Genomic DNA, 13221 nt, shown 5'->3' on the forward strand with positions numbered 1-13221 from the left:
CGCGGTAGCGACCCGCCCCGGTGAACCGGGGATGAACCCGAGAAGTCCACTCCGCCTAGGCGCAGGGGTCCTTCCCGGCGTTGACCACGGTCAGGTCCTCCGGCGGCGTCGCCTTGCCCGGCTCGCTGCCCGGCGCCTGCGGCGCGCGGATCTCCTCGTCCCAGCCGGGGCCGATCAGCAGCTGCACCGCGCCGCCCATGTTCGCCTGGAACTGCAGCGTCGCGCCGGGAACCGAGGACTGCAACGTCGCCGCCGCGTCCTCCGCGCCGATGCCGTACAGGATCACGGTCTTCTCGGCGGCCGGCGCGTCACCGGGGATCACGACGTCGTAGCCGAGCTCCCGCAACGCGTCCGTGGCCCGGCGGGCCGCGCCACCGTTGTCCGGGTCGCCGTTGCGCACCTGGATCTTGATGCCCTTGTGGTCGATGATCGCGCCCTGCTTGGGGCCGGGCGGCGGCGTGGAGGTCTGCGTCTGCTGCGCCTGGTTCGGGTCCGCCGGGGTGGTGGTGTCCGGCGTCTCCTCGGGCAGCGGGGTGCCGTCGATGATCGCCTGGAACAGCGCCTTGGTCTCCGCTTCCTTCAACAGCTCCAGGTTGTCGTCGTTGGACAGCGTCTCGCCCTCGGACGTCTCGTGCGGGATGGTGATGAAGGTGACCCGGCCCGCTTCGAGGCTGCGCAACGACTGCGCCAGCGTCAGCATGTCGTTCACGCCGATGTTCTGGCCGACGGTCGAGGCGGCGAACGCGTTGAGGAACGCGTTGAGCTTGCCCGGGTTCAGCAGGATCTCCGACGACAAAGCCTTGCGCAGCAAGGACGACAGGAACTGCTGCTGCCGGTTGACGCGGTCGTAGTCGGTCTTGTCCTCGCCCGCGACCTTGCGGGCGCGCACGTAGTCCAGCGCCTTGGTGCCGTTGATCTCGAACCGGCCCGCCTGGTCGAAGATCACGCCGAGCTCGTCGTCCTGCATCGGCTTCGGCACGCACACCGGGACGGTGCCGATGGCGTCGACCATGCCCTTGAAGCCGTTGAAGTCGACGCTGATGAAGTGGTTGATCTCCAGGCCGGTCAGCTCGGTCATGAACTTGCTGACGCACTTCGGCCCGCCGATCGCGTACGGGTCGTTGGCCTTCACGTCCTCTTCGGCGTCGACCTGCTCGCCGGTGTACTGGCCGGTGGTGGGGTCCCACCGCTCGCACTGCGGGCGCTTGATGAGCAGGTCGCGCGGCACGGAGACGACGACCATGCGCTTACGGTCGGCGGGGATGTGCGCGAGCATCAGCACGTCCGAGCGCGCGCCCTGCTCGACGTTGGCGTCGCCGACGCCGTCCTGCGGCTTGGCGCCCGCGCGGGTGTCCGAGCCGACGATGAGGAAGTTCTCGTCGCCGAGCTGCTTCTCCGCCTCGTGCACCGCGGCGGAGTTGGTGTTCAGCGCGTCGATCTCGGTGAACTTGCTGTCGATGTAGAACATCGCGCCCCAGCCGAGGCCGGTGGACACGAACACCAGCACGGCGGCGGCCAGCGACACGACCTTGACCGTGCGCACGATCTTGCTGTGCTTGGCGGTGCGGCCGCGGCGGCGCGGGCCGTCGTCGTCGGGGGCGTCGACCGGCGAGGCGTACTCGGTGGCGTCCTCGTCGTGGTCGGCCTTCCACGGCATGAGCTTCTGGCGGCGTTCCTTGCGCAGGCGTTCCTGCTCGGCCAGCTCGTCGTGGACGGCGGAGAAGCGGGCCAGGGTGTGGTCGACCTCGCGACGCTTCTTGACGTCGTCGCTGATGACCTCCATCTCCGTGGTGAGGCTGGCCGGGTCGATGGCCTCGCGCGGCTCCGGGCTCGCGCCGGCGTTGAGGCGGTCGGCGATGACGGGCGCCTGGTCGGGCGCGGCGTCGTCCTCGGCGAACCTGCGCCCGGCCACGTCACCGACGGGCCGGGGGCCGCTGCCGTCCACGGGGGGTACCGGCGGGCCGTCGGCGAGGCGGCGGGGGCCGTCGACGGGAGGTGCGGGTGGGCCGTCCGCCAGGCGGCGAGGGCCGTCCACCGGGGGTACCGGCGGGCCGTCGGCGAGGCGGCGGGGAGCGTCGACGGGAGGTGCGGGTGGGCCGTCCGCCAGGCGGCGAGGGCCGTCCACCGGCGGTACCGGCGGGCCGTCCGCGAGGCGACGGGGGCCGTCGACCGGCGGGATCGGAGGTGTCGGCGGGCCGTCGGCGAGCCGGCGCGGGCCACTGCCGTCGGGACGGCGGCCGACCGGGTCCTCGCCGGGCAGGCCGGGAGCCGGGCGGCGGGGGTCGGCGGGTGCCTCGGGCCGCGGCCGGCGGCCGGTCCCGGGCGCGCCGGTCAGGTCGTGCGGGCCGCTGCCGGTGGCCGGCGGGCCGGGGTGGGGACGTCGGCCGGTGTTATCACCGGGGCGCGGCCCGTCCGCGAGCCGCCGCCCGATGCCGTCGGCCGGCGCGCCCTCGGCGACCCGGCGTCCGGGCGGCGCGAGGTCGTCCGGCCGGCGGCGCGGGCCGCTGCCGTCGGGCATGCGCCGGGACGCGTCCGGGGCGAGGGCCTGCGGACCCTCCGCCGGGCGGCGGGGCGCGGTCTCGGGTCGTGGACGCGGTCCGCTGCCGTCCGGGACGCGCCGCGACGGGTCGGGCGCCAGGTCGTCGGGACGACGGCGTTGCCCGGTGCTCTCGGCCACGCGGCTCTCGGCCACGCGGCCGGGCGCGTCCGGCGTGAGGTCTTCGGGGCGGCGGCGTGGTCCGCTGCCGTCGGGCACGCGCCGCGACGGGTCGGACGCGCCACCTTCGGGATGCCGTCGAGCGGGGTGCGGGCGCTGGCCGGTGCCCTCGGCGAGCCGGCGCGGCGCGGCCGGGTCCTGCGGGGCGCGCGGGACGTCCGCGCCGTCGGGTCGGGGGCGGCCGTTGGCCGGGATGCGCCTGCTCGGCTCGCCCGGCCGCGGCGCGAGGTCGTCCGGGCGTCCGGGGTAGCCGTTCGGCGGCGCGGTGCGTCCGGGGCGGGCCGGGCCCGGCTCGTCGGGACGGCGGCGGGCCCCGGTGTCCTCCGGCAGGGGACGCGGAGTCCTGGTGCCGGTGCCCTCGCCAGTGGGCGAGAAGAAGTCGTTCGAGGGGGGTGCGGCCGGCGGCGGGGCCTGCCTGCGCGGTGGTTCCGGGGCGGCGCGGCGGCCGGTGCCCTCGGGGGCCTGCCTGCCGTTCTGGGGCGGCGCGGGTCTGCGGGGCGGTTCGGGCTCGGGCGCGGCGCGGCGGCCGGTGTCCGAAGGACCGGGTGGGACCGGGCGGGGGATGTTCGTGCGGCTGTGCTGCTCCAGCAGGTCGGACACGCTCAGCCCGCCGGCGTCCAGCGACCTGCGGCGACGGCCGGTCGGCTGGTCGTCCTGCGGAGCCTGGTCACCTCCGGGTCCGGGGCCGCCACGGCGGGGCTCGTCGGGCACCCGGTCTCCCTTCAGCGTCGGTCATTAGTCGGTCGTCATCACGAGTTGACGACGGCAAGGACACAGTGGTTGCACCAACGGCGTGTCACTTGCCTTGGCGATACTACGGATGACCGCCAGTCCTGACGACCACTCCCGGTGATACAGGGGTCGGCAGTACTCGGTTGCGCGCAGCAGGCTACGACCGAAAGGGTGAGTTGCTGGTCGGTGTCAGTAACCGACGACCCGCGATTCGGCTATACCTCGTCGCCCGGAAGCGGCACCCGCGAGGCGCACGCGACCGTTCTCCCGGTAGGCCACGGCGTTGCGTCCTGACTGCTTGGCCGTGTAGAGCAGGCTGTCCGCGCGCAGGAGCTGCTGCTCCGGGGCGACCGGCGGACGCGTCGCCGACCCCGGCGCGGGCGGCTCGTACGCCAGGCCGATGCTGACGGTCACTCGCAAACCCGGCGCGAGCGAAGCCCAGGCGTGACGCTCGACACGCAACCGGGCCGCTTCGGCGATCTCCACCGCCGGCGCGGGCTCCACACCGGGCAGCACGAGGACGAACTCCTCCCCGCCGTAGCGGGCGCAGAACGCGCCCTCCGGCAACTCCTCCTGCAACAGCTCGACCACGCGCTGCAACACCCGGTCACCCAGCAGGTGACCGAAAGTGTCATTCACCTGTTTGAACCAGTCCAGGTCGATCAACGCGATGGCCAGCCCCGACGTGGTGGACCCGCGCTCGGCGACCATGTCCAGCAGTCGCTCGTCCAGGTACCGGCGGTTGTAGCTGTCGGTGAGGCTGTCGCGCAGGCTCTGCTCGCGCGCCTCGGCGTGCTCGCGGCGCAGCCGGTCGACCTCCCGGCGCAGCTGCTCGGGCACCTGCGGCGGGTCGTCCTGGTCGGCGTAGACCAGGTCGAACGCGGACCGCAGGTGCTGGTAAGCCTGGCGCCACTGGCCTCTGGAGGCGAGCAGCGCGGCGATCGACTCGTGCAGTTGCACCAGGCCGGTGCCCTCGTGCTCGGACGCGGGCATGCCTCCTCCGGGCTGGCCGTCGCGGTCGGACTCGGCCACTTCAGGTCGCAGTGCGGTCATCGCGCTCACCTCCCTACTTGCCAAGGTGTCGTCTGATACGAGGCGACGCTTGAGCGGCCGGGACGCGTCATAGAGGGATTTCCCTCGACTGGTTGACCGTGCACTGCTCCGAACTAGTGACATTCGGTGATCGAATTGCCGGAAAGCTCGCCGAGCGTGGTCACCGGGCTCGGCGTCACCTCAATTGACGCACGGGGCGAAGCCGTACGCCTTGCCGTTGAGCAGGACGACGTGCTGCGACCCGATCTGGCTGCCGACCTCCGAGCCCTCCTGCACGACGGTCAGCGTCACCGCGACGACCAGCACCACGCCGCGCGGGTGCTCGTCCTCGCCGGGCGGCGTCCACGCCGGGTCCAGGCGCAGCGTCGACAGGGTCGGCTGCACCCTGATGGTGCCCGCGGGCAGCTCGCAGTCGTCGTCGCGGAAGTCGGGGTGCTGGGCCTCCTCGAGCAGGTCGCGCTGCTCGGACGTGCCCTGCCCGCCCGCCTCGTTGAGGTCGGCGAAGTAGCCCGACACCAGCTCGCGCTCCACGTCGGTGACCCGCAGGGGCCGGGCCGCGCCGGTGATCGCCGAGCCGCACCCGGCCAGCACGAGGGCGCACGCCAGCGCGGTCGCGGCGCGCGCGAGCACGTCAGCCACCCGAGTGCAGCTCGTCCGCGCCCACCGGGACGGTGGCGTCCTCCGGGTCGTCCAGCCAGCCGTCGGGCAGCACGACCTTGCCGGGCGAGCCCTGCCGGCCGCGCGGCTCGTCGGCGTTGTCGGGGAACGGCAGGTCCGGGTCGAGCCGGCCGACCAGGTCGTCCAGCTCGGCGAGCGTGGAGACCATCGCCAGCGCGCGCCGCAGCTCGGCGCCCACCGGGAAGCCCTTCAAGTACCAGGACACGTGCTTGCGCAGGTCGCGCAGACCCTTGTCCTCGCCGAGGAAGTCGGCGAGGAGCGCGCCGTGGCGGCGCAGGATCTCCCCGACCTGGCCCAGCCGCGGCCCCTCCGGGACGGGCTCGCCCCGGAACGCGGCCTGGAGCTCGCCGAACAGCCAGGGCCTGCCCAGGCAGCCGCGCCCGACGACCACGCCGTCGCACCCGGTCCTGGCGACCATGTCCAGGGCGTCGCGGGCGCTGAAGATGTCGCCGTTGCCGAGCACGGGGATGCCGGTCACGGCCTCCTTCAGGCGGGCGATGGCGGACCAGTCGGCCTGGCCGGAGTAGCGCTGGGCGGCGGTGCGCGCGTGCAGGGCGACGGCCTTCGCGCCCTCGTCCTCGGCGATGCGGCCCGCGTCCAGGTAGGTGAGGTGGTCGTCGTCGATGCCGATGCGGAACTTGACCGTCACCGGCACCCCGGCGGGTTCGGCGGCCCGCACCGCGGCGCGCACGATCTGCCGGAACAGCTGCCGCTTGTACGGCAGCGCCGCGCCGCCGCCCTTGCGCGTCACCTTGGGCACCGGGCAGCCGAAGTTCATGTCGATGTGGTCGGCCCGGTCCTCGTCGACGATGATCTTCGCGGCTTCGGACATCGACTTCGGGTCGACGCCGTAGAGCTGCATCGAGCGGGGGCTCTCGCCCTCGCCGAAGGTGATCATCTGCATCGTCTTGGCGTCGCGCTCGACGATCGCGCGGGCCGTGATCATCTCGCAGACGTAGAGCGAGGTCGGGCTGCCGAACTCGCGGCACAGCTGCCGGAAGGCCACGTTCGTGATGCCCGCCATGGGGGCGAGCACGACGGCGGGATCGACCGGGTACCGGCCGATCGTCAGGGGCTTGGTGGCGTGCAGGGCGGTGGACATCGCCCTCCATTGTCGCCCAGCCCCGGTAGTGGTGGGCGCCACATCACCGAACGGCCCGCACCAGCCACACCGGCTCCGGCTCCAGGACGTGCCCGGTCATCGCGGCGATGTCGGCCTCCGCGGCGGCGCGGGCACGCAGTCCGGGCACCTGGCCGGCGTACCGGCGGTGGGTCGACGCGTCCGGCCAGAACGTGGCCACGAGCACGCGGTCCGGGGCGAGGCGGGCGACGACACCGCCGAGCACGCCCGCGTCCGCCATGGCCGGCGCCCACACGTGGCGCTGCACGTCCTCGAAGTGCTCCCGCGCACCCTCGACCAGCCGGCAGTCCGCGACGCGCAGCACCGCGCCCTCGATCGCGTCGACGACGGTCGCGGCCGTGCCGGGCAGGACGAGGGTGATCTCGCCGAGCGCGACCTCGATCCGCCCGGAGCTGCTCGTGCCGGCCACCGAGTCGTGCCGGTCGCGCAGGAACCGCCGGTGGCTGTCGGCGTCCGCCCACAGCGCGAGCACGTGGGCGCGCCCGGTCCGCGGGTCCCACCCGCCGACCTGGCCGATCAGCCCCGGCTGGTCCGCGATGTCCGCCCAACGCGCTTGGGTCGCGCCGAAGGCGTCACGCGCCCGCGGCGGCACGTCACAGGTGATCCACTTGGCGAGCACCGGCACACCCCCGTTCATCGGGGATGATCGTGCGACCTCGTGCGCGCTGGAGGTCAACCCCTTCGGGTCACAGCTCCAACGCCCAGTCGTGGCAGCGCATCCAGTGGCCCGGCGGGTACTCGAAGTCGGCTTCGCCGAGCAGCGTGAAGCCCGCCTTGCGGCACACCGCGTTGGACGCCGGGTGGTCCACCGACGGGAACGCGTGCACCGACCGCCGCCCGCCCTCGGCCCGTGCCGCCGCCACCGTCGCCCGTGCCGCCGCCGACGCCACCCCGCGCCCCTGGAACTCCGGCAGCACGCTCCACCCGACCTCCCAGACCTCCTCGTCGCGCCACGTCCGGCCCCAGTACCCGATGCTGCCCGCGGGGACCCCGTCGACCTCGACCCGGAACATCCGACCGTCGCCGAGCACGAGGTAGCGCCGGTGCCGGTCGGCCACCCGGTCGTCGGGCTCCGGGCCACCGAGGTGGGCGGTCAGCTCCGGCGCGTTCAGCCGCCGCAGCAACCCGAGGTCGCCCTCGGACCACGGTCGCAGGTCGACGTGCGGGGTCATGGCAGCAGGGTGCCGGCGGGGTACGACAGTTCCGGTCAGAACGGGACGGTGATGCAGCCGACCCGCGCACCCGCCGTGCCCGCGTGCCCCGGCTCGGTGTGCGTGTGCTCCTCGTGCAGCACGATCGACCGGGGCCGCCGCTCCCCGAACTGCCACTCGACCCGCGTCCGCGCCTCACCCCGACCGGTCGAGTCCGTGGTGAAGTCGAGCCAGATCTCGTTGTCCGGGTTGGCGAACGCGGGATCCGTCGCCCCGCCCTGGACGTGCTGGTAGTGCGGCCCGGAATCGGCCGCCGCCGGCCCGCAGGGGTTCACGTGCGCGTGCGCGCCGTAGTCCCGGTCGGGCAGCAGGCCACTGGTGCGCAACAGCACGACCGTGCCGCCGTCCACGGGCGCGGCCACCACGTCGGCCCGCGCACCGGCGGGCACGCGCGGGTCGTAGGAGGTGAGGTCCCCGGACACGATGGTGAACGAGGCCGTGAGGGCGAGTGCCACAGCGAAGTGCATGGCTCCCTGCTTATCCCCGCCCACCCCCACCCGCCACCGCGATCACCCGTTCCGGTGGAATTCGGACCGGCCGGCGATGGGGGGATGCGCGCCATCGAGTTTGGTGGGCCGCCAGGGACTCGAACCCTGAACCCGAAGTTTGTGGATCTTCGACTGTTGGTGGCTGCTGTCGCCTTGCGATGGCTGTCCCTAGCTGCACTCTTCCCGAGTGTGAACGACCAGTGTGGACGGTCGCATGCGATCGTCTGCTGTCGTTCTTGAGGGGTAAGTAAGGGCTTGATTCTGCGGAGTGGGATGGCCGGGCTGGCGGTGCCAGACCCTTCATGTCGGTCGTTCGCGGTCGCGTCGACAGGGGCCGTTGGCTGCACTTGACCTATCGGAGCCCAGGGCCCAGGTCTTACGGCCGAGGGTCGTTGAGGCGATACCGGCCGCGCTCATCTCGCACGAGGTCGGCGTAGCGCGTTGCATGGTGCGCAGGCGCGTTTGCACACATCCGAGACACAACGTGAGTCCGGATGGTGCCCTCCGCGTACCGGCTGCCGGAGCGGCGAAGTAGCCGAACAACATCGTCCGGCGTAAACGTTCCATCCGCGCTCGCCGCTGCAAGTCGACGCGCAGCGTCCAACACCTCGTCTCGGCAGGACGTCTCGGCCACAGCCTGAGGCTACGCCGTTCTGCCCAGTCGACTGAGACCAAGCTGTCGTATCCACCTGGACGAAGTGCCATCGTGCAGAGCTAAGACCACAAGCCCGACAAGCCCCTGAACTGCGCTTACGTTGCAAATAGCAGTGTCAATAGCACGGCCGTTCCGTGTATGTTCCGCGCTCGGATAACTAACGTAGGGCGGGCATGGCTCTGGTACGGAAGGGCGCTCGGCGGATCGTCGTCGACGGCACGGTTTACCGGTGGCGCATCCGACACAAGAAGCCGTCGTACTCCCAGGGAACTCGCCTGGACGCCGTTGAGCTACGCAGTCGAACAGGCGACACCGCAGGAGCCATCTTGGTCGTGAAGACCAACCAGTCGCACCCGGACAACTGGATCAACGCACCTCCCGCTGGGGTCAGGCTGCCGACCTCGCCAACGGCATCCGCACCGCCCTCGCCCACGGCTGGTCACCCAGCCTCCCCGGCAAGCCTTTCATCCTCGATCGATCGGCAGGTTTCGTCTCCACTCCGTAACGCAACGACTGACCATCACCAAAGCCACGCCCACAGACCTCTTCGTCCCGAACTACAGGCAAGGCGGCCAACCTGGGACTTTGCCGTCGTCGGAAGGCCCATACCAGTCGATCAGGGTCGCTTGTGACTGTACTCGGGTGCTGCACTTCACCGCTGTACAGCAAGTGCCCTTGAGCGGATGTGATCTACCTGTACCAGCCAGCATTGAACCCTCAACACCTCGACGGCTTGGGAACCCGTTCAACTTTGACCGCGCTCTCCGCCGCAGTCCGGACGGGTGGGGACAGCGACGGATGGTGCCGGTGTTCCCAGCGGGCACAGCACTCAAAAACCCAATGCCCCATGGCCCGGCGGCGCGATCTGGATGAGGTATCAAGGTAGAGTCCTCACGTGACCCCCACCAAGCATCTGCCCAGCGGTAGGGAGGGGGCAGACAGCCAGGTCGGCGCTTGCGATCGAAGCCAAGGAGGCCCTTAATGAAGATTCTTCCCACGAAATTTGAATCGATCCTTCGGGACAATGCACTACAGTTCTCGCCGCTCATAATTCGAGTGGACAGCGACTTGAAGAAGTTCGCGAAGATGGAGCGATTCAATCGAGCTCAGGGTGCTGGATCGCTTTCAGTAATATGCAGTCCGCCTGGCCAGGGAAAGACGACGGCAGCGTACGCAGCATCAATTCTACTGAAAGATACCTTTCTTCCGGTGGTGGCCGTGCCCCCTCAATTCTCGTTGCCACTGCGTAACATTACCGACTGGCTATCGGTCAACCTTCCACAACAACCCCAAGACCGCACGACACTCGTACTTATCGACGGCCGTGAAAGCACCGATGATGACCAAGGGCTACGGGACGTCATGGCGGCGCTAAATAACCTGGTCCGCGGTCGCCCTGATCTACTCTTCGTTTGGCCGACTACGGACGAAGCATGGCGTGATCGACTGGTCAAGACGGCGCGCAGTTTCGGAAGTCTTAGTTTCTGCCCGAACCATGCCGTGTGTGCTATTGATGGCCCAGATCGGTCACAATGGGTTGAAGCGGTTGGACTCATCCTCGACCAACTAGGATCGAATTGGGATGAGTTCGGCGTGAACGAATCTAGCGCAGGCGAGATGACCAAGTCACACACGACCCTGGGTGAATTCTTTACCGCGATCAACCAGGTTCGCATCGACCAGGAGGATGGAGTAGATAACGTAACAGGTCTGCCGGAGGTTGTTTTTGTCGTTTCCTCGCATTCGCAAGTTGTGGGAGACGTCGCACGACTTCGAAACCCGCAAACATATCGGGTGCGAACCGATGAAGTGATTGGCTCGGCGCGCTTCCAGGAAGTTGGCAAATTTTGGCGCGAACGAGGAGCCAAACAGCGCAGCAACCTGGCTTGGGTATGTTCGCTGCTCCAAGTTAAACTGGTAGCGCTTACACCTTCCGTCGTCGCGCATGCCTGTAGTTTGGAATCAGAACCGGGATCGGCACTTAAGAAGGCTTTCGACGGACTCGACTTCCCTGCAAGTAGAAATAGAGGGAAGAATGCGTACCTAAGTACCGATCTCGCACGGTTCCTTGCAGGAAAGCCCGTGCCTGAAGTGCTGAATCGAAACAAAGGAAGGACATCAGAAAAAACCCTGAAAGCATATGACGCTGTGCAGGAACTGTCCAGCAGGCATCATCGCGATATCAATAATGCGATCCTGAACTTCGTCGGCGAGATTGACGATAAATTCGACTCAAAAGAGGTCCAATATGAAGTGCCACTCGGAGGTGACGCCATTGTAGACGCCATTGTATCCGCAGATAGGCGGCTACATCTGGAGTTCCACCACCTAAGTGGAAGGAACTGCAGTCCCAATAAGATTGCCACGTACATCATGAAGAAAATGCGCGTATATGCGACACAGTACAACCTCATCGAACGCTAGCCATACCGGAGGATTGAACGATCCGCAATGTCGCAGTACTCGACGGTGGCCATCCTGGGCGGTGTTCACGCCGCCGAGTTTGTCACTGTCACTGGTGTTGTCCCCCGAAGTGATCGCCATGTAGCCGAGCAACGCCCATCAGAGTGGCCGGGTCACAGCCGGAAGCGGCGTCCGGGTGGATGCACCTGCACGTCGTGCCACTCCGGAACGGCACCAGCCACATCCCGCTATTCGGTCGCGACCGATGCCTCACGAAACCCCGGTCAGGCAGGGCCTTCCGGGTTCGAGTCCGGAGAGTTCAAGTGGGTGACGGGATCGAACCCACCTCTACAGCTTGGGAACCCGATCTTGCCACCCTGGTAGAGGCGCTGACCTGCGGTGCGGCGACGCCCTGAGCGGCCGGTGTTGACCGCTGCTTACCAGGGCTAACGGCACGTGGACAGCACGGGTGGTCGCTACCTGGTCGTAGCTGACTAAGGCGGTCAGATAACTTTGTCGGTGTTCGACCGTACTGTGTTCTGATGACGCGGAACACATGGCCTCGCGACCGCTACACCGGTCCTGGCGGCGGTCTCTACACCGGTCCTGGTGGTGGTCTCTACACGGGGCCTGGAGGAGGGGCATACACCGGCACCGGGGGCGGTTTGTACACCGGTACGGGCGGTGGGATGTACACCGGAACGGGCGGGGGTCTTTATACGGGAACCGGCGGTGGCCTCTACACCGGTACGGGCGGTGGCCTCTACACCGGGACCGGAGGCGGCCTCTCTACAGGGCCCGGTGGGGGTCTCTACACGGGCCCTGGTGGTGGTCTTTACACAGGGCCTTGTCAGAACCCCTACAGGAGCAACTGGCCTCCGATCGAGCACCTGATCGCCTACATGCGCGCTCATGGATACGGGTCTTACGCGAACATTTTGGCACGCCATCACGGTTTGTGATCTTGCAAGTGAGGGGCTTCGTGTCATCCCGCCGACCTGGCTCGTCCCAACCGCGCGTGTCAAGGGGGCACCTTCCGTCCATTCTGGACTGTTGGGCTGGGTCTGCCCCCTTGACACGTGTGGTTGCCCTCGGGGAGGTCGGCGGGATGACACGAAACCCGGTCCCCGCTGGTTCGTGAGTTGTCGACGGCTCCTGGTCATCCTGCTGGCCTGCCCGTCCGGCGAGGACATGTTCTTGGTTTGCGGGCGCTGTGGGGTCGCTGGCGGGCTGCTCCTCGCCCGTCGCGCGGTCCCGGGCCCGCCGCCCCGGCGCGGGACCGGCCGCCAGGCCGCACGCCCGCTGCCGGGGCGGCTTGGAGAGGGCCGGGAAGAGATCTCGCGGCGGGAGTGGTGCAGTGCGGCCCGCCAGCGGCCCCGCAGGGGCCGCCTTGATGAAGAAAAGAAACTCTGAACACCGTGGTCAGGCCGTGTCGGGACACGCTGGGGTTGGTGTCAGTGTCGCGTGGTGGGCGGTGATGGCGTAGGAGTAGGGCATGGTCGCGGCGGTGGTGTTTGACGTGGGTGAGACGTTGTTGGATGACTCGCGGGAGTGGGGTGCTTGGGCGGACTGGGTCGGGGTGTCTCGGCACACGTTCTCGACGGTGCTTGGTGCGGTGACGGCGGCGGGGCGGGACAACGCGGAGACGTTCCAGTACTTCCGGCCTGGGTTTGATGTGGCCCGTGAGCGGCGGTTGCGGGAGGAGGCTGGGTTTGGGGAGCGCATCGAGGAGGGCGATCTGTACCCGGATGTGCGCGAGGGGTTGACGCGGTTGAGGGAGCTGGGGGTCTGGGTTGGGGTTGCGGGGAACCAGACTGCTCGGGCGGCTGAGTTGTTGCGTGGGTTGAGGTTGCCAGTAGATGGGTTGGCGACGTCTGGTGAGTGGGGTGTGGCCAAGCCTGCGGCGGAGTTCTTTGAGCGGGTGATGGAGATGACGTCTGCCGCAGTGGCGGGTGATGTGCTCTACGTCGGTGATCACCGTGACAACGATGTTGTGGCGGCGAAGGCGGCTGGGTTGCGTACCGCGTTGATCCGGCGTGGGCCTTGGGGGTACCTGTGGGCGAATGATCCGTTGGTGCGTCGCGATGCCGATTGGGTCATCGACTCACTGCACGACCTGCCGGAGCTGCTGGCGAACGGCTGAG

General features: G+C 68.9%; 10 protein-coding genes. 2 read left to right on the plus strand and 8 right to left on the minus strand.

The window, feature by feature from the left end; genetic code table 11:
- Nucleotides 1-55: 55 nt before the first annotated feature.
- The 8 genes from ACIQMJ_RS06860 to ACIQMJ_RS06895 all read right to left on the minus strand — a co-directional run bounded on the left by ACIQMJ_RS06860 (nucleotide 56) and on the right by ACIQMJ_RS06895 (nucleotide 8653).
- Nucleotides 56-3427, minus strand: a complete 3372-nt coding sequence (locus ACIQMJ_RS06860; RefSeq protein WP_499759989.1) for an LCP family protein — start codon at nucleotides 3425-3427, stop codon at nucleotides 56-58.
- A gap of 210 nt (nucleotides 3428-3637) precedes the next feature.
- Nucleotides 3638-4501: a GGDEF domain-containing protein gene (locus tag ACIQMJ_RS06865; protein ID WP_499759990.1), complete on the minus strand. Its 864-nt coding sequence runs from the start codon at nucleotides 4499-4501 to the stop codon at nucleotides 3638-3640.
- Between the two features lie 180 nt (nucleotides 4502-4681).
- Complete coding sequence (locus ACIQMJ_RS06870; RefSeq protein ID WP_499759991.1) at nucleotides 4682-5140, minus strand: hypothetical protein; 459 nt, start codon at nucleotides 5138-5140, stop codon at nucleotides 4682-4684.
- A complete protein-coding gene (gene dusB / locus ACIQMJ_RS06875; RefSeq protein ID WP_499759992.1) occupies nucleotides 5133-6281 on the minus strand; it encodes a tRNA dihydrouridine synthase DusB in 1149 nt (382 codons plus the stop codon). The genes ACIQMJ_RS06870 and dusB overlap by 8 nt, the downstream gene beginning before the upstream one ends.
- A gap of 43 nt (nucleotides 6282-6324) precedes the next feature.
- The gene (locus tag ACIQMJ_RS06880; RefSeq protein ID WP_499759993.1) at nucleotides 6325-6957 is read right to left on the minus strand and encodes a DUF4937 domain-containing protein; all 633 of its coding nucleotides are present in this window, start codon (nucleotides 6955-6957) and stop codon (nucleotides 6325-6327) included.
- Between the two features lie 49 nt (nucleotides 6958-7006).
- Nucleotides 7007-7492, minus strand: coding sequence for a GNAT family N-acetyltransferase (locus ACIQMJ_RS06885; RefSeq protein ID WP_499759994.1), 486 nt, complete (start codon nucleotides 7490-7492; stop codon nucleotides 7007-7009).
- Nucleotides 7493-7527: 35 nt separating this feature from the next.
- On the minus strand, nucleotides 7528-7998 hold the full coding sequence (locus tag ACIQMJ_RS06890) for a superoxide dismutase (RefSeq protein WP_499759995.1): 471 nt from the start codon (nucleotides 7996-7998) through the stop codon (nucleotides 7528-7530).
- A gap of 397 nt (nucleotides 7999-8395) precedes the next feature.
- Nucleotides 8396-8653 (minus strand): DUF7669 domain-containing protein, encoded by a 258-nt coding sequence (locus tag ACIQMJ_RS06895; RefSeq protein WP_499759996.1) that lies wholly within the window; start codon nucleotides 8651-8653, stop codon nucleotides 8396-8398.
- Nucleotides 8654-9655: 1002 nt separating this feature from the next.
- Here ACIQMJ_RS06895 and ACIQMJ_RS06900 point away from each other — a divergent pair.
- Together ACIQMJ_RS06900 and ACIQMJ_RS06905 are read left to right on the plus strand one after the other, a co-directional pair.
- Entirely contained in the window at nucleotides 9656-11098 is a 1443-nt protein-coding gene (locus ACIQMJ_RS06900; RefSeq protein ID WP_499759997.1) for a hypothetical protein, read from the plus strand.
- A 1474-nt stretch (nucleotides 11099-12572) separates the two neighbouring features.
- Nucleotides 12573-13220 carry an HAD family hydrolase gene (locus ACIQMJ_RS06905; RefSeq protein WP_499759998.1) on the plus strand — a complete coding sequence of 216 codons (648 nt, stop codon included), beginning with the start codon at nucleotides 12573-12575 and terminating at the stop codon, nucleotides 13218-13220.
- Nucleotide 13221 lies beyond the last annotated feature (1 nt).

It is taken from the genome of Actinosynnema sp. NPDC091369 (assembly GCF_044757065.1).
Classification (GTDB): Bacteria; Actinomycetota; Actinomycetes; order Mycobacteriales; family Pseudonocardiaceae; genus Actinosynnema.

Bases quoted from the DNA above. Each gene is read 5' to 3' on its own strand.
- ACIQMJ_RS06905 (WP_499759998.1), top strand. From the start codon at position 12,573: ATGGTCGCGGCGGTGGTGTTTGACGTGGGTGAGACGTTGTTGGATGAC.
- ACIQMJ_RS06885 (WP_499759994.1), bottom strand. From the start codon at position 7,492: ATGACCCCGCACGTCGACCTGCGACCGTGGTCCGAGGGCGACCTCGGG.
- ACIQMJ_RS06890 (WP_499759995.1), bottom strand. From the start codon at position 7,998: ATGCACTTCGCTGTGGCACTCGCCCTCACGGCCTCGTTCACCATCGTG.
- ACIQMJ_RS06900 (WP_499759997.1), top strand. From the start codon at position 9,656: ATGAAGATTCTTCCCACGAAATTTGAATCGATCCTTCGGGACAATGCA.
- ACIQMJ_RS06865 (WP_499759990.1), bottom strand. From the start codon at position 4,501: ATGACCGCACTGCGACCTGAAGTGGCCGAGTCCGACCGCGACGGCCAG.
- dusB (WP_499759992.1), bottom strand. From the start codon at position 6,281: ATGTCCACCGCCCTGCACGCCACCAAGCCCCTGACGATCGGCCGGTAC.
- ACIQMJ_RS06880 (WP_499759993.1), bottom strand. From the start codon at position 6,957: ATGAACGGGGGTGTGCCGGTGCTCGCCAAGTGGATCACCTGTGACGTG.